This is a genomic window from Mucilaginibacter gynuensis (genome assembly GCF_039541195.1).
GTDB classification, from domain to species: Bacteria; Bacteroidota; Bacteroidia; order Sphingobacteriales; family Sphingobacteriaceae; genus Mucilaginibacter; species Mucilaginibacter gynuensis.
This window is the reverse complement of record NZ_BAABFT010000033.1, coordinates 1-19,823: the sequence shown is the minus strand read 5'-3', so window position 1 is coordinate 19,823 and position 19,823 is coordinate 1. Positions and strand designations below refer to the sequence as shown.

Sequence of the window (19,823 nt, the reverse complement as noted above, 5' to 3'; positions counted from 1 at the left end):
TACCTGGTGTACTATAACTGGGAAAGACCCCATCAGGGGATCGGAGGTAAAAAACCTATCGATATGATCACCCTAAACAACAAATCATAAATCAACTAATCTGTCCTCGAATTAATAAACCCTTACAAATGCGAGGCACGAAGCAATCTCTACTTAGGTTAAGCTTGCGCTATAATTAACGTCAATCTGCTCTTGGGCACAGAGCCCCATTACTTTTGAGGGCAAAAGTAACAGACTAAGCGAAGCGATCTCATGAGTACCTTTAAAAACAAACCAACAACGAATAAACCCTTGTCCAGCAAAAGGCTTCTTTGCCGCACAAGGCCATACCCCTGCAAAACAGTCAGAACTTAGGGCTGGAATTTTTTCCCCAGCGCTCACTTCCACCCCACATGCAACAAGTTCCTATGCCCGCCTTTTCGCTCGTGGCCACCACAGTTCTGCCTGTTTTCGCCCGAAGCTCTTTGCTGACGGGAAGGGAAATCTTGCGCTCGTTTTCAACGAGTGCTTAAACTGGGTTAGCGTCTGCGACGCTTTTTCACGATGCGATCGCTCTGCCATGTTATCCACTCGTTGAAAACGAGCGCAAGTTGATGTTTGTATCGGGTCATCCTGAGCTTGTCTAAGGATCGTGCGCAGAGGCCATCATCCACGCACCCTTCGACAAGCTCAGGGTGACAGGCCATGCATTATCTAAATCTTTAAATATTAAGTTTCGATTTGCCTGGATTTCACACAAAAATTACACTCATATTTGAACTTCCTGGTAAAAACGAAGGCCCTTTTGAGAAATTCAAAAGGGCCTTCGTTTTTTACTTAAACACTCTCGTTAACCAGTGCTCTCCATTCTGTGAGTTCCGGGATGCCGGGTTTGCGTTTGCCGAACATTTGGAGGATCATTTCTCCGTCTTTGTCGAAAAGTTCTATCGAATTTACGTCGCCGTCGGTTGATGGTTTTACTACGTGCCATGCCGCTGCTATGGCGTCTTCGCGCAGGTGCAGGTTAAATTCAGGATCGAGTACGTTGTACCATGGCCCCATAGTAACCAGTTTGGTGATATTACCGCTATGGATCTGGATACAACCGTGATTACCCACAAATATCATCACCGGGATTTGCTGTGCCGAACATTGCTCGAATATGTTTTTGGCCTTTTCTACATCTATCTCTTTGGCATAACCTTCCGGCGATAAGCGCAATGCCTGTGTGCGGGTCAATTTGTACTTGCGCAGCAATCCAAAAAACTCGTGGCTGTCCTGTATTGCTTTCCAGGCTTCGCCGAAGGCTTCTTTTTCAATAGCTTCATCGGGCAATTCGGCAGGGACTGTTCTGTTTGAGACAGTGGTGCTTATGCCGTTGTTCTCTTCATCTTTGTAAGCGGCTGCCAGCTCATCGTAAGCGGCTTTGTCGCTTTTATCAGTCAGGTATATTTTGTGTATGGCCACGCCCGATTGATCGAAGAATTGCAGGCTGTAACGGTCGTTCTCATTTACCGCGAAACCAAAATGCCAGTACTGCATAAACATACGCAGGTCAATATCCTCGCCCAAAACCAAACCGGCATGCGGGGAAAATGATACCTTTTCGTAAACGCCTTTGCGCTCGCTTACACAGTATTCGTTACGGGTTAATGCCATTACATAACCTAACGAGTTGATCTGTTTCAGCAGGTTCTCAAAATCTTTCTTTAGCAGGGTAACGGTTTCGCCTAAACCGGTGGCCAGTAATTCTGCTTCGCTTACTGCAAGGTCGGCAGCTATTTCGCGGATGCGCTTTTTAGGGTTGGCCAGTTTATATTCCTGATAACGTTCTTTTAGGGCGTTGATAGTAGTTTCCATATTTATGTACTTAAAGGGGGTTTGTTGTTGTCGTAAATAATTTCGCGCGGCATAATGATCTGTTTAAGCGTTGTCGGGTTAGTGAACGTGTCCGATTCTATCTCGAAGATTTCATATACCGATTTGGGGTTCAATACTTCGGCTGCGGTGCCATCGTACCACTTGCGGCCGTTCTTCAGCATAATTATCCTGTCGGCATATTGCGAGGCAAGGTTCATGTCGTGCAGCACGCTGATCACCATAAACTTTTTCTGTGTCATGGCCTTTAATATGGCCAGCGTTTGCTGCTGATAAAGTATGTCCATGCCCGATACCGGTTCGTCCATCAGTAATAAAGCATGCTCGTTTTCCCATATTTGTGCCAGTGCGCGCGATAATTGAGCCCGCTGCTGTTCTCCGCCCGATAGGGTGAGGTACGATCTCCCGGCAAGCGATAATACGCCTGTAGCCTCCATTACGGTATTTACAATACTATGGTCGTGGGCAGACGGATGATTATTAAAATGCGGGTACCTGCCCATCATCACTATCTCCTGTACGTTAAATGGCAGGCTCACCACATTTTGCTGACTTAACACCGCACGCATCTTAGCCAACTCCAACGCGCTGTACTTTGATAACGGCTGTCCGTTGAAATGGATTGTGCCTTCATTTGGTTTGTATGTGCCCGCAAGTAATTTTAATAAAGACGATTTACCTGCCCCGTTTGAACCCAGTATAGCGATCAGTTCGCCCGGTTTTATGCTGAAAGAGATATCCTTCACCAATTTATGCGGACCAATCTGATAGCTTATGTTTTTAACTGTTAGCATCGTTATCGGGTTAAATAGATAGTTTACGTTTATCGCGTACCAGGATATACAAAAATACCGGCGCCCCTATCAGCGCGGTGATCACACCGATGGGCAATTCAATAGGGGCGATGATAGTACGCGATATAATATCGGCTACCACCATCATCAAGGCACCGGTTAATGCAGATGCCGGCAGCACATGCTTATTATCAACCCCGATTACCATGCGTACAATATGCGGTACCAGCAAGCCTACAAAGTTGATAATACCCGTTAATGATACCGCCGAACCAATGGCCATGGTTGATAGCAGGATAACATTGCGTTTAATACGGTTAACATTTAGCCCAAGATAATCAGCCTGAATTTCACCCAACGAAAAAGCGTTCAATGCCTTGCCCGATCTTGGAAGCAATAAAACCGGTATCATCACGAACGGTGTCAGCGTGGTAACGGTTTGCCATGTGGCGCCACCCAAACTGCCCAGCATCCAGAAAGTGATATTACGTAACTGTTGTTCGCTGGATAAATAAGTGATTAGCCCCGTTAAAGCCCCGGCAAGTGCGTTTATAGCTATACCGGCCAGCAGCATGGTTGCCACATTGGGTTTACCATCGTGCCGCGAAAGTTGGTAAATGATGAATGCTGTTATACCCGCGCCTGCAAAGGCCGCGAACGCCAGTAAATAATAACCTAAAACATTGCTCAACCCTGCAAGAAAGGTGGTTTCTAAACCGATAACGGCCACCGCCATCAGCGAAGCACCGGCAGAAATGCCCACCAATCCCGGTTCTGCCAGTGGGTTACGGAATATGCCTTGTATAGAAGCCCCCGAGATACCCAGCGCAGCGCCAACCAAAATGGCCAGCAACAGGCGTGGCATGCGCACAATAAAAATAATAACCTGGTGCTGCTCGTTTACATTGGCTATGTTACGAATGCCTGCTTTGTGCAGCAGTAACGCGAACACCTCGGGCACCGGGATACTTACAGCACCCAACCCAACAGAAAAAGCCCCGGCCAAAATTAAAGCGATAACCAAAACAGCATAAATGATCCCTTTGGGCATACTATAGCTTGTTATGCAGTTGTACAATAGCCTGATCGAGCCTTACACTAAAGTTGGTAAGTAAACCGCCATCCATTTGTACAATACGTTTATTTTTGCCCGCTTTGGTTTGCTCCATACCGGGTATTTTAAGTATGCTATCCATACCGCCAAGGCTGCTGAAACCAAAATCGAACATCAAAATAATATCCGGGTTAGCTTGTACCAATGCTTCGGTGGTATAGGGCTTAAAATCGTTAAAGTTGGTTACGGCGTTGGTGCCTCCAGCAAGAGTAATAATGCCATCAATGCTGGTATTTTTACCGGCCACCATCATTACACCCGGTCCACGGGCATAAATGAACAATACTTTGGTATTCTTCTTCGCTTTTTTAGCGGCGGCAACAGCATTATCTATTTTCGTTTTTGATTGTTTGATGAGTGCCGCACCTTTAGCTTGTGCCTGCAAGGCAGCGGCTACATCGCGTATAAAATCGTAAGAGCCGGCAACGGTATAGGTTTGCTTGATGCTCACCAATTTAATACCTGCCGCGGTTAACTGCGATTCAATTTCTTTTGATACCGAGCCCTCGGGCGCCAGTACCAGCTCGGGGCTGAAAGAGATAAGTCCTTCGGCAGATACCGAACGGCTTTTGCTCACTTTGGGTAACTGGTTGGCATACGCGGGGTATGTGCTGGTTACATCAACCGCGACAATGTTTTTTCCAAAGCCAAGCGCGTCGACAGTTTCGGTCAAGGCTCCGCTAAGGGTTATGATACGCTTAGGCGATGCGGCCTTTGCACCAATGGCAAAAGCAAGGCAAACGGTAAGCAGACAGATTAATTTTTTCATGGATTAACAGGGGTATGTATTGTGCTTATTTAGCGGGTTCAATAAAGGCGTAGCGGAAAGTGTAATGACTTGGGTCGCCATCGCCGTTCTTGTAGTAGTTGAGCACTTCAAGCTTAACATATTTGCCTGATGCGGTATGTAAAATAATTACACGGCCGGGTACCGGGGTGATAGTATGAGTGTTCATATCATAAGCATACCAGCCGTTGCCGCTACCTTGCGGAATAGCCTTTTGCGTTGCCGAGTCGGACTGATAACCGGTTGCCGGTGCCTGCTTAATATCGTCGAATTTTACATTCTTCAATACAAGAGCGGTTGTGCTGCCGGTGCCGCTTACGCCGCTGTTTACCCATACTGCAGTTTTAAAAAAGGCTAAATCCCAGTTTTTGCCTGCGGTATCAGCACCATCAACAATGGCGTGCTTATCAATACTGTAATAAGCCTTTTTGGTAGCCGCCGGAATGTCGTTTGCTATCTTGATGCTATCGTTGCCACTCTGGGCAAATACGTTGCTGTTGTTACTGAACAGAATCGCTATAGTTAAAATAATTATGTAATGGAGAGAGGGGTGTGTGGATTTCATGGTACAAATGAACTCCTTATTTATAAGCATTCCAAATAAGATATGTAACATTTATGAAATCGGGCTATGTCAAACACGATGTCAGTAATGGAGTGTGATGGTAAATGATGGTGTTTTAATTGGCTTGTATTTAGTTGTTTATAATTTTATTCGATGCTGATTTGAAGCTTTATTCAGGCTGTTTTTCTTCAATTTTCCGCAAATAATGCTCCCAAAGTCATAAAAAATAATCCCGATTTCGGTAATAAACTATCGATTAAACTAAGCACTTTTGTTCTGTTCTTATTTAGACTGTTTAAAAATAAGAAGACTGATTATTAATGAAACGCTTTTTACCGCTTATCATCATGCTGTTCTATTCATCTCTTACCTACGCCCAAATAACCGGCCGCTTAAGCGGAACGGTTACCGATGATAAGGGGAATGCTGTTGAAGGGGTAGCCATTATACTGATACAAACAGGGCAGGGCGCATCAACCAACGCGAAAGGGCAGTACACTATTGAAAAGCTGAAAGCGGGTGCGTACAATGTTCGTGTAAGCGCTATAGGTTATAAACCGGCAATGCTCAAAACTACCATTCGCGATAATCAGCAAACTATACTCCCCGTCAATATTGAAACCGATGTAAACACCTTAACCGAGGTTGGCATTACGGGCAAACATTACAATCCTGATAACCTGATCGATTTGCAACGCACGCCAATGCCATCAACTGTAATTACCCGTAAACAAATTGAAGAAATGGGTAGCCGCCGGTTAGATGAAGTACTAAGAGAACAAACCGGGCTGGCCATAGTAAGCGACATTGGCGCGGGCGCGCGCGCTGTGGGTTTGCAAATGCAGGGTTTTGATAGCGGCTATACCATGATACTGATAGACGGTCAGCCAATGACGGGCCGCAATTCGGGCAATTTCGATCTGTCGCGTATTACGGTAGCCAATATCGAAAGGATCGAAATTATAAAAGGTGCTTCGTCCTGCCTGTTCGGCAGCGAGGCCATGGCCGGTGTGGTGAATATAGTTACCCGGCAGCATATATCGCAGGCGCAAGGTTTGGCGGGCATCCGTTATGGCAGTTTCAATATGGTTGATGCTAACCTGGAAGGCGAAAGTCCGTTTGCAAATGGCAGGGGATCGGGTTACCTGGCCGGAAATTATTACCGTACCGACGGTTTCAATTCAAACCCATACTTAAGCGAAGGCAAAACTGTGCCACCATATAGCAGCTATACCATACAGGGGCGTGCCAAATATTTGTTAAGCGATGTTAACTCGCTGAATATTACAGGCAGATTTGCTTCGCGACGGTCTGACAATAATAAATCTTACAGCGGCGACCCAACCCGCGATGTATTGAAAGAGAATGACCTCAACGCGTCGGCAGTACTGAACAGCAATTTTAAAAGCGGGGTGCGTATTAAATCGCAATACTATTTAACCCGTTATGCTACAGGGCAAAACATAACCAATCTTACCGAAGGCTTTACCATTCCCGGCAGTAATTTTACGCAATACCTTCACCGTGCCGAATTGCAGGCATCACAAACATGGTTTAATAATCTGCTGATTACCGCTGGTGCTGGTACACAATACGAAACTATGGATAACGACCTGTATACAGGCGGCAAGCATCAGCAGAATACATTTTTGTATACCCAGGGCGATTGGAAAGTAACGAACAAACTTGGTTTTATAGGCGGTGCACGCCTTGAGCGACACAGTCGTTACGGCGGTAGCGTTACGCCAAGTTTTGGGGTGAATTATCAGCTTGTAAAATCGCTCACGCTTAGGGCGGCGGTATCTACAGGTTTTAAAACACCCGATTTCAGGCAGCTTTATCTCGTGTTTACCAATTTCGCCGGTGGCGGATATACCGTATTAGGTACCGAAGAATTTACAACCGAACTTAAAAAGCTACAGGATGCAGGCGAAATATCACGTGTGTTTCCTAACGCTGCAAAGGTAGGCGGCTTAAAGCCGGAACGATCTACCTCGTACAGCGCGGGTTTTAGCTTTGCACCCGGCACCCGCTTCAAGCTTGATGTAAACGGGTTTTACAACAACGTGCGCAATTTCATCAATACCGAGCAGGTGGCATCTAAAACCAATGGTCAGCAGGTGTTTTCTTATTTTAATATCGACAGGGCTTTTCTTACAGGTGCTGATGTGGGGCTAACTGTAAAAGCGACAAAGGGATTGACCGTATCGGCAGGTTATCAGTTACTCTACGCTAAAGATAGGGGCGTAATTGATTCTATAAAAGCGGGTACAGGCAACTATGCTAACGTTTACGATGTAAACATCAGCAACGACAGACGTTCTACAACGGCAGATTATTTCGGCCTTACCAATCGTTCGCGCCACATGGCCAATATCAGGTTAAGTTACGAGTACGAACCAAGAGGGATTACGGCATCTTTCAGGGTAAACTATCGCGGAAAATATGGCTTTATGGAGGCAGGGCGCTCAAACGGTTTCCTCGATCCTTTTGATACCTATGTTTCGGGCTACTACCTGCTCAACGCCGCCATCCAAAAAACATTGATGAACAAGCACTTTGCCGTGCAGGTAACGGTAGATAATATTTTGAACTATCGCGATATGCTGATGCCCGCGCAATCGGGCAGGGTAGTGTTGCTAAGCCTTAACTACAGGTTTTTCCATAACCAATAAATTGATAATGACTATGAAGCGTAATTTATATAAAACTTTAAAAATGATAGTGTTTGCCATCGCTACAATGGCAACGGTGTCATCATGTACCAAAGACGAAGTAAAGCCTCAGCTGGAAGACGGCAAAAGCGTGATCATCAAGGATCTGCCCGGTGATGTAGGTAATACGGTAGGCAGCGGCCGCCCGTTTGCGCCTTTTTACTTTAAGCTAAGCACAGGCGCTAAAGTGGATACCGCCAAAAAGAAAACCACCGAATGGGATATCGCCTTCGCAAAGGAGTATAACTCTTATGTATCTATCAATAACGGTACCGATGATGGCAGTTTTGGCAATGGCGGACCGGGGCAAGGCGCTATGGTAGCGGTAAACCAGGCTTATGATAAAGTTACTACCGCGCCGTCAGATGAAGATTTCGCTAAGAACGCTATCACAGCGGCAGGGTGGGACAGCGGCAATGGCAACGGCTGGTATTTTTACGATTTGAATACCCACCTCGCTATCCCTGTTAAAAACCGCACCTATGTATTACGCACTGCCGAAGGCCGGTACGCTAAGCTGGAACTGGTGAGCATGTACAAAGGCGCGCCTGCCGTGGTAACTGATTTGAACTGGCCTGCCCCATATTTTACCTTCAGGTACTATGTACAACTGGATGGTAGCCGAAACCTAAGCACTAAAGACTAAACCTTATTTGAAATTTATATTAACTCATTAATGATATGACATCAACTATAAAAAACAACTTGAAATGGCTGTGTTCAATAGCTGTTGCTGCACTGCTTTTTACAGCTTGCAGTAAAGAGAATAATACACCTGAACCCGATAAAGAAACCGGAATACACACCCCTGTTACGGCAGGCAAAGTGCCGTTTTATAAACTGCAAAGGGTAGAGAACTTTTTAGCGCCCGCCGATGACAGTGCCCCCACAACACCGCCGCCTACCGTTTATTTCAGTTTAGAAAATAAAGAGCAAACACCCGTGGAGTATGTAAAAACCATTCGCTGGGATATTACTTTTACCGGTTTATATAACAGCTTTTTAGGTTCAAACAATGGTAAGGATGATAAGAACAGCGGTTATGGCGCCAATGGCTTAGGTGGTATAGTAATTTTCAAAAAGCCATTTAATGAAGTAACCGATGTGCCTGCCGACGCTGAGTTTTCTACCTCGAAATTAATAGGTACTGATGACCTGGGTGCTTTTGGTGAAGGGACCGGCTGGTACCTGTATGATTTTAGCGGAACTATTAAAGGTGATGGCAGCTTCAATAAAATGCACGTAGCCTATGCCATGCCCGATGAACGTACCGTTGTTGTACGTACCGCTAAAGGGAATTATGCTAAAATAAAAATGATCAGCTGCTATAAGGATGCCTTTACGCCAGATCTGTGGTTTAGGGATACACCGCACATGTACTTTACTTTTGAGTATGTGATAGTGCCTAAAGGCAGCACCAAGTTTGAAATAAAGTAAGTGACCTTACCTAAACCGGGATCACGTTTAATATAAGAATACGACCAAAAGACCTGCCACCCTATGTGTTGTTTTAGGCCATAGGGTGCAGCAGGCACCAATTGTACATATTTGCATAGTTGAATACAGGAAATGCACATCAAATCGAAAATTGAAAGTTTTGAGGACTGGCTTTTTATAGAAGAGCTGCCCGATGGTTATAACGCCCAAACGCCGCTGGCCGAAAAGCGTATGACCATTAAGCGCCCGCCTGTACACCAGTTCAGTAATTATACTATCAGTTCGGGAGGTTTGTTTTTGATGCACGCCAAAATGCAGTTTGATGAGCCTGCTAAAATCCTTTTTGAAATAGAAGGCGAAACCGTTACCTCGCAATTCATCTTTTACGAAAACGCGCCCGCAAGTGATGATGCCGGTAAAGGTAAAAGATCGCGTGCGGGGGCGAGGCATAATATCAGGTACATTCCATCGCTTTCGGGTAAGTATGAGCTTTCGCCCGTTGTGGAGTATAATTATTTTTTGGTGGTGCTGTCAAAAGAGTATTACTTCCACCTCATTAACCAGGATTCGGTGCTGCATGCCGATTTTGTGGAGGAGATCAAGAACGGAAAGTATACCTCTATTTCGGCTAAAGACTTGCTGGTATCGCACGAGATGAAGCAGCTCATTAACGATATATTGGAGTGTAAAAAAACAGGTGAACTCAAACGCCTGCACACTGAAGCCAAGGTGCTTGAATTGCTGATGCTGCAAATGGAGCAGATGCAAAACGACCAGCACCAGGAAATCCGTACGTTTACCGATCTGGAGCAGGAGAAGATTGAGCAGGCCCGTGATATTCTCGACCAGGATTACGCCAATCCGCCGGTATTGCCGGTGCTGTCGCGAATGGTGGGTTTAAATGAGTTTAAACTAAAGCGTGGCTTCAAAGCCTACTATGGTATCACCATTTATGGTTATGTAACCCGTTTAAAAATGGAAAAGGCCCGTCATTTGATCATCGATCAGAAAAAAACCATCCGTGAAGTAACTTATGAGGTAGGTTTTAAGCATCAATCGCACCTTTCAGAAGCTTTTAAAAAATATTTTGGCATACTGCCCAGCGAAATAAGGCATTAAGTTGTGAAAATGCGTTTTGATCAATTAATTACAACTTGCGAAGGGATTGCTATTTTGATACCTTTGTAGCATGGTCAAATTATTTGCTGTCGGTTTCCCCCGGGATATGGACGAGCTTGAGCTTTTGGAATTGTTCGCTGCTTATGGTACAATTGGTACCGTAACCATTATTCGCGATCAGGAAACTAATGTAAGTGCCGGGTATGGTTTCATCACCATGACCGATCAGGCAGGTGCCGATCGTGCTATCGCGGCCCTTGACGGCGCTACTATTGATGAACGTACACTAAGCGTACGTATTGCCGATAACAAAAACCCGCCTCCTGTTAAACCTGCTCCGCGTGCAAACAAAACATACAACAAGCCAAAATTCACCAAGGCTGGCTATACCAAACCGGGTAGCTATAGCAATAGTGATGCCTCCGGCGAAAAGAAAAAACGCCCGAGAAAACGTTTGTAAGATATATCGCACGTAAGTGCAAAAAACAAGCCCGGCTTATTGATTAAGCCGGGCTTGAATATGTATTGTATTTGCTGTCGGTTTATTTCCGTTGGGTAACCTTCACCCAATCTACCCACATTTTTGCCTGTTTATTCTTTACCATTTCAACGCTCGTATCGGGCAGGCCAAAGTATGGCGCTTTATTACCATTCAGCTTTATCGGGTAAGCGCCGCCGAGGGCATAATTCAGTATCAGGTATTTCTTATTGTCAAAAGCCCACTTGCCATAATGTTCAGCCATTTTGCGGTTCACACGAAACATCAGTATGCCATCGTATTTAAATAAGAGTTCGTCGGGTGTCCAGTCTACCGCGTAGGTATGCCATTGGGTAGCATCATTATTAGCCGGGAAGTATTGGCGGTTTACAAAGGGTGTTTCGCCGCTGTAACCGGGGCCATGTACGGCCGCGCTTGCCCAATCTTTTTCGCCCACGTATTCCATTATATCAATTTCACCACATTCGGGCCATGCGCCGTTGCCCAGCATCCACCAGGCAGGCCATAAACCTGCGCCATCGGTTACCTTTATTCGTGCTTCGGCAGTGCCGTAAGTAAAATCAAACTTGTTTTTGGTATTGATGCGGCCCGATATAAAGTTGAATGTTTGCCCGTCATTAGTTTTAAAATTAGGCGATGCTATCGGCCTCAATACCAAATTGCCGTTCTCAACGTATATAGTCGCCGATGAATCAACATAAGCCTGTAACTCGTTGTTTACGTGCATGCCGGTAACTTCCGCGTTCCATTTGGTACGGTCAAGGTTTTTGCCGTTAAAGTCGTCGAAAAACACTACGTTATCTTTCGGGTTTATGGCTGTTGCTACTTTTTGGGCGGTGCCTGTTTGCGATAAAGCAAAAATGCTTAACACGGCAATTGCGCAGCCGTATTTGTATTTTTTAGGTTTCATTTTAAGCGTGATGTATGCTTGGTTTAAACAGATTTTACGGTATTGGTTTCCTTACGTATAATGGGTGCTACCTGTGTGCCGAATATTTCAATAGCTTTCAATATTTTAGCATGCGGGGTGTGCCCGGTTACAAGTTGAGCCAGGAAACGGGTATTGCCGAACAGTTCGTATTGCTGCATAATTTTATCAACCGCCTGCTGTACATTGCCTACTACTAACGGGCCATCTTTACGCAGCCATTCAAACTGCTCACGACTCATAGGCGACCAGCCACGATCTTTACCAACCCGGTTCATCAGCGCCTCGTAGGATGGATAAAATTCGTCGGCAGCCTGTGCCGAATCTTCAGCAACAAAAAATTGGGAGCTGATGCCCAGTTGCAATTTACTCACATCGTGCCCGGCTTTCTCTGCCGATTCGCGGTATAGCTCAACAAACGATACAAAATGCTTTGGCGCGCTGCCCAGTATAGCGATGATCATCGGCAGGTTCATGCGCCCGGCCCGCTTGGCCGATGCTGGTGTGCCGCCAACGCCAAGCCACACGGGTATGGCCGATTGATAAGGGCGAGGATATATGCCCTGCTGCCTGATAGGTGCACGGAATTTACCTTCCCAGGAGATAACTTCCTGTTTGCCTATTTCTAAAAGCATCTCCAGTTTTTCGGTGAAGAGGGCGTCGTAATCATCCAGATCATAGCCAAATAGCGGAAACGATTCAATGAACGATCCACGCCCCGCGATCATCTCGGCACGTCCGCCGGAGATCAGGTCTACCGTGGCAAAGTTTTGAAAGGTACGCACCGGATCGGCAGAGCTAAGTACAGTTACCGAACTGGACAAGTGAATGTTTTTGGTGATAGCCGCTGCTGCCGCCATAAATACTTCAGGTGCCGATACCACAAAATCGGGGCGATGATGTTCGCCGAAGGCAAATACATCAAGCCCAACCTCATCGGCAAGTTTTACTTCTTCTAATAATTGCTGTACCCGCTCGTGAGCGTTAACGGCGTTACCTGCTTTGCCGTCGGGTGTAACCTCGCCAAATGTGCTTATGCCTAATTCCATAATTTAGTTTGCGTAAAAGTAAACAGTTTAGGGTAGTTGAATGTGTTTTAATATAACAAAATAGGTAAATTTAACTTATGGAAGAACCTGAAAAACTGAACCGGATAATTGAGGCCCGCATGAAACTGAAGGCCCGTTTTGAAGAGAAGATGAAACTGACGCCATCCGTGGCTGATGATACGCCGAAAGGATTGGGTAAACCCAACAGGCATGGCATGCCCAGCATCCCGATAGGGCAAACGGCTACCGTTAAATGGCCGGTGCTCGATCTGGGTTATCAACCCGATGTTCCGCAGGAACGCTGGCGGCTCACCATTGACGGCGCAGTTGAAAACCCGGTACGCCTGAGCTGGAAAGATTTTATGGCCTTGCCACAAACTAAGGATACGTCAGATTTTCATTGCGTTACCACATGGTCAAAACTGAACATGCACTGGAAAGGTGTAAGCCTGATAGATCTGGCTGCATTAGTTCACCCTAACGAGAACGCTACGCACATACTTTGCTACGGATACGATACCTATACCACCAACCTGTCGTTAGAAGAAGCCCTGAAGCCCGATGTTTTACTGGTGCATACCTTTGAGGGACAACCCTTGCAAAAAGAGCATGGTGGCCCCGTGCGCATGATAACCCCGCAGCTTTACGCCTGGAAGGGCTCCAAATGGATAAAACGTATTGAGTTTTTAACTGCCGATAAACCCGGTTTTTGGGAAGACAGGGGTTACTCCAATACCGCCTACCCCTGGCGAAACGACCGTTACAGCGATTAATTAAATGCTGATGTTTTCCAGGTATTTATAACCGCTCCCTGTGTTGATCATTAGCACCTGTTCGCCGGGTTTTATCCATTGGCTGGCTTTTAGTTTTTTGTAGGCCTGCCAAAGCGCCGCGCCTTCGGGTGCTATCAGCATGCCTTCGTGTTTGGCTATCTGCTTAACGGCGGCATTCATTTCAGCATCGCTTACACTTATGGCGCAACCATGGCTGGCATACAATAAACGCAATATCACCTTATCGGCATACGATTTGGGCACACGCAAACCATTGGCAATGGTAAAACCACCGTCGACAAAAGCGGCGGTGTGCAGGCCCGTTTCAAAGGCTTTAACAATACCGTTACAGCTTTCAGATTGTACGGCCACCATGCGAGGGCGTTTGCTACCTATCCACCCTAATTGTTCCAGCTCGTCAAAGGCTTTCCATATACCTATTAAACCCGTGCCGCCACCGGTAGGGTATAAGATCACATCGGGTACCTGCCAGTTAAATTGCTCGGCTATTTCGTAGCCCATGGTCTTTTTGCCTTCTAACCGGTAAGGTTCTTTCAGGGTAGAGATCTGGAACCAGTGGTTCAGCAAAGCATGTTCGTTGATGAGCTTCCCGCAGTCGCTGATATTACCGTCAACTTCCAGCAATTCGGCACCGTACAAACGGCATTCATCCTTAAATACTTTTGGGGTTAACCTTGGCATGTATACAATGGCTTTTATACCCGCACGTGCGGCATAAGCAGCCAGCGCGCCGCCTGCATTACCTGCGGTAGGGGTAGCGATAGCCTTAATGCCTAACTCTTTGGCTTTTGAAACCGCCATGCCAATGCCCCGTGCCTTAAACGAGCCGGTAGGGTTGCCCGATTCATCTTTCCAAAATACTTCGTTCTCCCCGGTTTCGTGCTTTAGGTTTTCAATGGGGATTATGGGCGTAAAACCTTCGCCCATGCTCACTATGTTTTTGGCATCAGTAACGGGCAGTAGTTCGCGGTAGCGCCACATGCTGGCCTTGCGGCCTTGTAAAATATCTTTACTTAATCCCTCACTTAAATGATATTGCGCAAACAGGGTCGACCGGCAATCATCGTTGATGCAAACGGTGTTTAATTTGCCGGCATCGTGCAGCGTACCGCACTCGGGGCATTTTAAGTTTACTAATAGCGATCTATGTTGGTTGAAGTTGCCGGTCATTTAATAAAAGTATTTGTAGCTGTATGCTGTAGCGCTTGCAACTATAGCCCCAAGTTATCAACTAAGGCCGTTATGAGCAAATGATTATTGATATTGTTGCGTTATTGTCTAATACTGTGCAAATAAAAAATTATATGCCTTTGCTAAGTGTGCTTTTTAAACGATGATGCCAAAATCGTTTAATGATTTAACAAAATAGTAAATTGATAAATTAATGCCAAAGCTATCTTTGATTTGATATAAACCAATTACCATTATTCAATGATCAGTATTAATACCACTGCTAAAACAATTATGCTGGGTGTTTCTGCATTAGTTTGCACCAGCGCGTTACAGGCAAAAGATCATAAGATCAAACCGCACGCTAAACCGGCGGTACATGCCCATGTTGACACTTCAAGAACAGGCTGGTGGGAGAAAGCCCGTTTCGGCATGTTCATTCACTGGGGTGTTTATACTATCCCGGCAGGCCAGTATAATGGCAAGGATATCCCGGGCCTGGGCGAGTGGATTATGCACGATGCAAGCATCCCGGTAGCTACCTATAAAGATTACGCTAAAAAATTCAACCCTACCGAATATAACCCTGAACAATGGGTGCAAATGGCGAAAGCTGCCGGTATGAAATATATTGTGATCACTACCAAGCACCATGATGGTTTCGCGCTGTTTGATTCAAAGGCCAGCGACTGGAACGTGGTAAAGGCCACACCTTACGGTAAAGATCTGATAAAACCGCTCGCCGAAGCTTGCCGCAAATATGGTATGAAACTGGGTTTCTACTACTCGCAGGCTAACGACTGGGGTAACAAAGGTGGCGCTGCTGCCCGCGGCCATTGGGATGATGCTCAAAAAGGTAGTATGGACGAGTATATTGATAAAGTTGCCGTACCACAGGTGAAAGAAATATTAACCAATTATGGTGATGTTTGCGAGCTGTGGTGGGATGTACCAACCGATATGACCAAAGAACGTGCAGCTAAGTTTTTACCGCTGCTGGCTATGCAACCGCAAATTATTACTAACGACAGATTAGGAGGCGACGTAAAAGGTGATTTGTTCACCCCGGAGCAATATATTCCGGCTACGGGTATAAAAGGCTTATGGGAAACCTGTATGACCATGAACGATACCTGGGGCTTTAAGGTAAATGATCATAACTGGAAATCAAGCAAAACATTGATCCGTAACCTGATAGAAACCGCGTCAAAAGGCGGTAACTACCTGCTGAATGTTGGCCCTGAACCAAGCGGTAAATTCCCGCAGCCAATTGTTGAGCGTTTGGAAGCCATTGGTAAATGGATGAAGGTTAACAATGAATCTATATACGCTACCACGCCAAGTCCGTTTAAGGCATTGCCATGGGGTAGGGCTACTACCAAAGCGGCTGCTAATGGTAATACCACTATTTACCTGCATGTATATAACTGGCCAGCAAATGGTCAGCTGTTAATACCGGGTTTAACTAACGAAGTGCTTTCTGCCAAATTATTGGCCAACGGCAAAACTTTAAAGGCCGGTAAGCAGGATAACAGCGTGGTATTAACAGTACCCGCTACAGCTTTGGATGAAGTGGCTACCGTTGTGAAGCTACAGGTAAAAGGCAAACCGCAAATTGATGCCTTTGTACAAACCGCCGAAGCCGATGGTTCCATTGTATTACAACCGGGATTGGCCGATCTGCACACAGCGCAAGGTGGGTCATCAATGAACTCGGAAGGTGGCGATGAGCAGAACCTCGGTTACTGGACAGATCCGAAAGCATCGGCATCATGGCAAATATTGGTTAAAAAACCAGGGACTTATTCAATAGAAACATGGGTGGCTACACCGAGTTCAACGGCTAAGATCAATATAGTTGCCGGTACGCAAACCGTACAAAAAGCGGTTGAAAAAACAGGCAGCTACAATAACTACAAAAAATTAGTGATCGGTGAGATCAAGATAGATAAAACAGGTGTGAACACCATTCGCCTTACCGCCGACCAGGCTAACTGGAACCCGGTAAATGTGCGCAAGATAGTTCTATCGCCAAAGGGATAATTTCAGTATCAGAGTAAACAAAGAAAGGCGCATCATGGCGCCTTCCTTTGTTTATATAGGTTTGGCTAATTGCCTTTTAGCCAGCCGGTAATGCTGATGCGTTGTTTGGTGCAGGGCATTACTTCATGTTCCAGTTCGTTACTTTTAAACAGTACGCTTTTACCCAGCATGGGCGCAATAAACTGTTTGCTGTCTTTATGATGCAGACATAATTCGCCGCCATCGGCCGTTACCCAATCTGCATTAAGGTAAAATATCATGGAGTACTTTCTGCTGCCGTTTTGCTTAAACTGGTCGATGTGTTTTTTATAAAAGCTGCCCTTTTCGTATACCGTATAGTGAAATTCATAGCCGGTGATGCCGGTGTAGCAAGTACTGTTGAGGTAGCTTACAAACTCGTCCATCAAATCGAAAAAGGCATTCTCATGCACATTATTATGCTTGCGGTCGAGCCAGTAAATTTTGTCGCTGCGTACCAGCAGATCATGTACCACCAATTTGCCGTTACCGGTGCCTGCGGCTAATAATTTTTGATGCTGATAAAGTGCAGTAATATTATCGGTGAGATGAGCAGCCAACGCGGCGCTCAAAAAGTTATCGGCTATGCCAACCTCATCATCAATAAAACTATCAATGAGGGTATTAAAAGTTTTTTCCAAAGAGCGCAAAGCACAATCGTAAATGGTTGTATCTGCTTGCCGTCAAGGTAGTCTTTATTATCATGATACCATGAGTTTATTATCTGGCTTTTTAACCCTAACAAAAGCACTGCCGCGGTGTTTACTTCAAACAAACCAGTTTGAAAGCAAACACTATGAAAGCATTACTCATCAATTGCACATTGAAACCGTCACCGGCGTTTTCTAATACGGGCGCGCTCATTAATAAAGCTATCCGGTTGCTAAACAACTATGGCGTACAAACCGAAGAGCTCCGTTTGGTTGATTATGATGTAAAAACAGGTACTTCAAGTGATGAGGGTAATGGCGATGAATGGCCTGCCATATTGAATAAGATAAAGCAATGCGATATATTCATTGTAGGTTCCCCGATATGGATGGGGCATTTGTCCTCCACCGCGCAACATGTAATTGAGCGTTTGGATGCCGTATTCCATGAAGACGAACTGGCTGATGAATCAACCGGGCAATACTTTACCTATAACAAGGTTGCCGGTTGTTTAATAACGGGTAATGAAGATGGTGCACATTCCAGCGCGGCGCAATTTCTGTGGGCGATGCAGGAGGCCGGTTTTACCATCCCTCCAAATGTAAATGCTTATTGGGTAGGCCTTGCAGGTGGCGATAAAGATTATGTAGAAGCCGGAGGCGAAAAGTATTTTTATACCAACTACACATTACAGTACATGGTAGCCAACCTGGTATATTTTGCTAAACTTTTAAAAGCAAATCCAATAGATACTAATTTAAAGATGCTGAAAGAATTGGCTAAACAGGAGAGTGATCAACAGTAGGAAATGCATATATCTCTGTATGATAACTCTTATGCTTTTCAGACTTAAATGTCTCCCTTGTCATCTCGAAACGTAGTGAGAGATATTCTTCGCCATGCATGTTTGCTACATGCCCGTAGCAGAAGATTTTTCGCTATCGCTCAAGAGAGTAGTTTCTCTTCGTTTCTCATAGAAATGACAAATTTTGAGAACGAGTTTAGTTCCTATTTACTATACTCCGGCAACTCATACCAGGGCTTCGTAGGCCTGTCGGCGGGAAAACCATATTTCGCACGGTAGGCTTTGCGTTCGGCGGTGAAATGCCACCAGCGTTTGGTGTCGTCTTGGTGCTTTATGTAATGCTCCAGTAAGCGGTACGAATCCTCCACGCATGGGTCGGCCCAGGCACCGCAGTGCTTTTCGTAGGCGTTATATAATTCTACGGCGTCTTTCCCTCGTAACTGTTCTAACGAATAATATCCCTGCGCCATCAGTTCTTTGGCAAAGCCGATACCTAACGATGGGATACTTTGAAACTCCACTAACGCATTAATCTCTTTCGCCCTTTCTTCCGAAGCCTCGATCATCGAAGCTATTTCATCTGGAGCGTAGTTGATCAGCTCGCTTAATTTGATTTTCTGCTTACGCAGTAATTGCTTTTCCTCTGTACTCAATTCAAGATCTATCGACTTTTTCATACGCTATTATTCTTAAATAATTACCCTGAAAGTAAGGTTAACGCGTTCATTCATCGGTTTTGTTGATTTGGCTATGCGGTGTTCCCAGTTATGCTGCAAATCGCCTTTCATTATAAGCAGCGATCCATTTTCAAGTTTCACGGCATACTTGCGCTGATGATCGGCTTTGTGCCTGATATCAAATTGCCGTACCTGTCCGAAACTAACGGAAGCGATGAGCGGCTGTTTGCCAAGTTCTGTTTCATCATCGGCATGCCAGGCTACAGAATCATTGGCATCGCGGTAATAATTCAGCAGTACACTGTTGAAGCGGGTATTCGCTAAAGGCTCAATCCGCTCTTTTATTTTAAGCAGCTCCTCCGTCCACGGCAAGGGATTAAATTTATGCCCCGAAAACGCGTAATCTTTGTTGGTATCGCCGTACCAGGCAGTAAGCCTTGGTGTAATAACCGGTTTGCCATACATGCTGATTATCCGTTGTTCCCACGGAATGGTCGCTATAAACGTTTTCAAAAAGAACGCGCTTTCCTGCGCCGTAAAAATATCCGGATGATAATCCAGTACTTCCACAGGTAAGTTTGCACTTTGTCCGGCCTCGCCAAAAAAGCTTAATTGTTCCATTATTAAAATCAAATTTACTAAAATATTTAGTAAATTATAATTCTTTTTAACGTTAGTGGCTGTTGCACAATATTGGCTGTTGAGGTCAATTATTATTAACTTATCAATATCCGTCCAAATGTTCAAAACGTTGTTGATGGGTGCATACTATTAAATAAAGTAAAGAAGATCTGTGCGAATA

General features: G+C 45.3%; 19 protein-coding genes. 8 read left to right on the top strand and 11 right to left on the bottom strand.

The window, feature by feature from the left end:
- Window positions 1-816 precede the first annotated feature (816 nt).
- Genes ABD894_RS27895 through ABD894_RS27875 form a run of 5 tightly spaced genes read right to left on the bottom strand, consistent with a single transcriptional unit; the run spans window position 817 to window position 5,117 of the window.
- Window positions 817-1,839, bottom strand: a complete 1,023-nt coding sequence (locus ABD894_RS27895; RefSeq protein ID WP_345214395.1) for a hemin-degrading factor — start codon at window positions 1,837-1,839, stop codon at window positions 817-819.
- Between the two features lie 2 nt (window positions 1,840-1,841).
- A complete protein-coding gene (locus tag ABD894_RS27890; protein ID WP_345214394.1) occupies window positions 1,842-2,651 on the bottom strand; it encodes a heme ABC transporter ATP-binding protein in 810 nt (269 codons plus the stop codon).
- A 10-nt stretch (window positions 2,652-2,661) separates the two neighbouring features.
- Window positions 2,662-3,702: a FecCD family ABC transporter permease gene (locus ABD894_RS27885; RefSeq protein WP_345214393.1), complete on the bottom strand. Its 1,041-nt coding sequence runs from the start codon at window positions 3,700-3,702 to the stop codon at window positions 2,662-2,664.
- Between the two features lies 1 nt (window position 3,703).
- A complete protein-coding gene (locus ABD894_RS27880) occupies window positions 3,704-4,534 on the bottom strand; it encodes a heme/hemin ABC transporter substrate-binding protein (RefSeq protein WP_345214392.1) in 831 nt (276 codons plus the stop codon).
- A gap of 25 nt (window positions 4,535-4,559) precedes the next feature.
- Window positions 4,560-5,117, bottom strand: a complete 558-nt coding sequence (locus tag ABD894_RS27875; protein WP_345214391.1) for an HmuY family protein — start codon at window positions 5,115-5,117, stop codon at window positions 4,560-4,562.
- Between the two features lie 320 nt (window positions 5,118-5,437).
- Here ABD894_RS27875 and ABD894_RS27870 point away from each other — a divergent pair, with 320 nt between their 5' ends.
- From ABD894_RS27870 to ABD894_RS27850, 5 genes are all read left to right on the top strand, one after another.
- A complete protein-coding gene (locus ABD894_RS27870; protein WP_345214390.1) occupies window positions 5,438-7,792 on the top strand; it encodes a TonB-dependent receptor in 2,355 nt (784 codons plus the stop codon).
- 13 nt (window positions 7,793-7,805) lie between these two features.
- Window positions 7,806-8,477, top strand: coding sequence for an HmuY family protein (locus ABD894_RS27865; RefSeq protein WP_345214389.1), 672 nt, complete (start codon window positions 7,806-7,808; stop codon window positions 8,475-8,477).
- Between the two features lie 35 nt (window positions 8,478-8,512).
- Window positions 8,513-9,268 (top strand): HmuY family protein, encoded by a 756-nt coding sequence (locus tag ABD894_RS27860; protein ID WP_345214388.1) that lies wholly within the window; start codon window positions 8,513-8,515, stop codon window positions 9,266-9,268.
- Window positions 9,269-9,400: 132 nt separating this feature from the next.
- Complete coding sequence (locus ABD894_RS27855; protein ID WP_345214387.1) at window positions 9,401-10,387, top strand: AraC family transcriptional regulator; 987 nt, start codon at window positions 9,401-9,403, stop codon at window positions 10,385-10,387.
- 70 nt (window positions 10,388-10,457) lie between these two features.
- Entirely contained in the window at window positions 10,458-10,847 is a 390-nt protein-coding gene (locus ABD894_RS27850; RefSeq protein WP_345214386.1) for an RNA recognition motif domain-containing protein, read from the top strand.
- Window positions 10,848-10,929: 82 nt separating this feature from the next.
- Here the strand turns inward: ABD894_RS27850 and ABD894_RS27845 are convergent, their stop codons facing one another.
- Complete coding sequence (locus tag ABD894_RS27845; RefSeq protein ID WP_345214385.1) at window positions 10,930-11,796, bottom strand: glycoside hydrolase family 16 protein; 867 nt, start codon at window positions 11,794-11,796, stop codon at window positions 10,930-10,932.
- A 23-nt stretch (window positions 11,797-11,819) separates the two neighbouring features.
- Complete coding sequence (locus ABD894_RS27840; RefSeq protein WP_345214384.1) at window positions 11,820-12,863, bottom strand: Atu2307/SP_0267 family LLM class monooxygenase; 1,044 nt, start codon at window positions 12,861-12,863, stop codon at window positions 11,820-11,822.
- Window positions 12,864-12,940: 77 nt separating this feature from the next.
- On the opposite strand from ABD894_RS27840, the gene ABD894_RS27835 reads away from it, so the two are divergent.
- The gene (locus ABD894_RS27835) at window positions 12,941-13,636 is read left to right on the top strand and encodes a molybdopterin-dependent oxidoreductase (RefSeq protein WP_345214383.1); all 696 of its coding nucleotides are present in this window, start codon (window positions 12,941-12,943) and stop codon (window positions 13,634-13,636) included.
- On the opposite strand, the gene ABD894_RS27830 is transcribed toward ABD894_RS27835, so the two are convergent.
- Window positions 13,637-14,827 carry a threonine synthase gene (locus ABD894_RS27830; protein ID WP_345214382.1) on the bottom strand — a complete coding sequence of 397 codons (1,191 nt, stop codon included), beginning with the start codon at window positions 14,825-14,827 and terminating at the stop codon, window positions 13,637-13,639. It lies immediately after the preceding gene.
- 261 nt (window positions 14,828-15,088) lie between these two features.
- Here ABD894_RS27830 and ABD894_RS27825 point away from each other — a divergent pair, with 261 nt between their 5' ends.
- Window positions 15,089-16,870 (top strand): alpha-L-fucosidase, encoded by a 1,782-nt coding sequence (locus ABD894_RS27825; protein ID WP_345214381.1) that lies wholly within the window; start codon window positions 15,089-15,091, stop codon window positions 16,868-16,870.
- Between the two features lie 65 nt (window positions 16,871-16,935).
- On the opposite strand, the gene ABD894_RS27820 is transcribed toward ABD894_RS27825, so the two are convergent.
- Entirely contained in the window at window positions 16,936-17,529 is a 594-nt protein-coding gene (locus ABD894_RS27820; RefSeq protein ID WP_345214380.1) for a 2OG-Fe(II) oxygenase, read from the bottom strand.
- Window positions 17,530-17,684: 155 nt separating this feature from the next.
- Between ABD894_RS27820 and ABD894_RS27815 the strand changes: the two genes are divergently transcribed.
- A complete protein-coding gene (locus ABD894_RS27815) occupies window positions 17,685-18,344 on the top strand; it encodes a flavodoxin family protein (protein ID WP_345214379.1) in 660 nt (219 codons plus the stop codon).
- Window positions 18,345-18,547: 203 nt separating this feature from the next.
- On the opposite strand, the gene ABD894_RS27810 is transcribed toward ABD894_RS27815, so the two are convergent.
- Window positions 18,548-19,021 carry a helix-hairpin-helix domain-containing protein gene (locus ABD894_RS27810; RefSeq protein ID WP_345214378.1) on the bottom strand — a complete coding sequence of 158 codons (474 nt, stop codon included), beginning with the start codon at window positions 19,019-19,021 and terminating at the stop codon, window positions 18,548-18,550.
- A gap of 12 nt (window positions 19,022-19,033) precedes the next feature.
- The gene (locus ABD894_RS27805) at window positions 19,034-19,642 is read right to left on the bottom strand and encodes an alpha-ketoglutarate-dependent dioxygenase AlkB family protein (protein ID WP_345214377.1); all 609 of its coding nucleotides are present in this window, start codon (window positions 19,640-19,642) and stop codon (window positions 19,034-19,036) included.
- Window positions 19,643-19,823 lie beyond the last annotated feature (181 nt).

Excerpts from the sequence above, each read along its gene's own strand:
- ABD894_RS27815 (WP_345214379.1), top strand. The coding sequence starts at position 17,685 with ATGAAAGCATTACTCATCAATTGCACATTGAAACCGTCACCGGCGTTT.
- ABD894_RS27875 (WP_345214391.1), bottom strand. The coding sequence starts at position 5,117 with ATGAAATCCACACACCCCTCTCTCCATTACATAATTATTTTAACTATA.
- ABD894_RS27895 (WP_345214395.1), bottom strand. The coding sequence starts at position 1,839 with ATGGAAACTACTATCAACGCCCTAAAAGAACGTTATCAGGAATATAAA.
- ABD894_RS27845 (WP_345214385.1), bottom strand. The coding sequence starts at position 11,796 with ATGAAACCTAAAAAATACAAATACGGCTGCGCAATTGCCGTGTTAAGC.
- ABD894_RS27825 (WP_345214381.1), top strand. The coding sequence starts at position 15,089 with ATGATCAGTATTAATACCACTGCTAAAACAATTATGCTGGGTGTTTCT.
- ABD894_RS27880 (WP_345214392.1), bottom strand. The coding sequence starts at position 4,534 with ATGAAAAAATTAATCTGTCTGCTTACCGTTTGCCTTGCTTTTGCCATT.
- ABD894_RS27890 (WP_345214394.1), bottom strand. The coding sequence starts at position 2,651 with ATGCTAACAGTTAAAAACATAAGCTATCAGATTGGTCCGCATAAATTG.
- ABD894_RS27870 (WP_345214390.1), top strand. The coding sequence starts at position 5,438 with ATGAAACGCTTTTTACCGCTTATCATCATGCTGTTCTATTCATCTCTT.
- ABD894_RS27885 (WP_345214393.1), bottom strand. The coding sequence starts at position 3,702 with ATGCCCAAAGGGATCATTTATGCTGTTTTGGTTATCGCTTTAATTTTG.
- ABD894_RS27805 (WP_345214377.1), bottom strand. The coding sequence starts at position 19,642 with ATGGAACAATTAAGCTTTTTTGGCGAGGCCGGACAAAGTGCAAACTTA.
- ABD894_RS27850 (WP_345214386.1), top strand. The coding sequence starts at position 10,458 with ATGGTCAAATTATTTGCTGTCGGTTTCCCCCGGGATATGGACGAGCTT.
- ABD894_RS27860 (WP_345214388.1), top strand. The coding sequence starts at position 8,513 with ATGACATCAACTATAAAAAACAACTTGAAATGGCTGTGTTCAATAGCT.
- ABD894_RS27830 (WP_345214382.1), bottom strand. The coding sequence starts at position 14,827 with ATGACCGGCAACTTCAACCAACATAGATCGCTATTAGTAAACTTAAAA.
- ABD894_RS27835 (WP_345214383.1), top strand. The coding sequence starts at position 12,941 with ATGGAAGAACCTGAAAAACTGAACCGGATAATTGAGGCCCGCATGAAA.
- ABD894_RS27865 (WP_345214389.1), top strand. The coding sequence starts at position 7,806 with ATGAAGCGTAATTTATATAAAACTTTAAAAATGATAGTGTTTGCCATC.
- ABD894_RS27855 (WP_345214387.1), top strand. The coding sequence starts at position 9,401 with ATGCACATCAAATCGAAAATTGAAAGTTTTGAGGACTGGCTTTTTATA.
- ABD894_RS27840 (WP_345214384.1), bottom strand. The coding sequence starts at position 12,863 with ATGGAATTAGGCATAAGCACATTTGGCGAGGTTACACCCGACGGCAAA.
- ABD894_RS27810 (WP_345214378.1), bottom strand. The coding sequence starts at position 19,021 with ATGAAAAAGTCGATAGATCTTGAATTGAGTACAGAGGAAAAGCAATTA.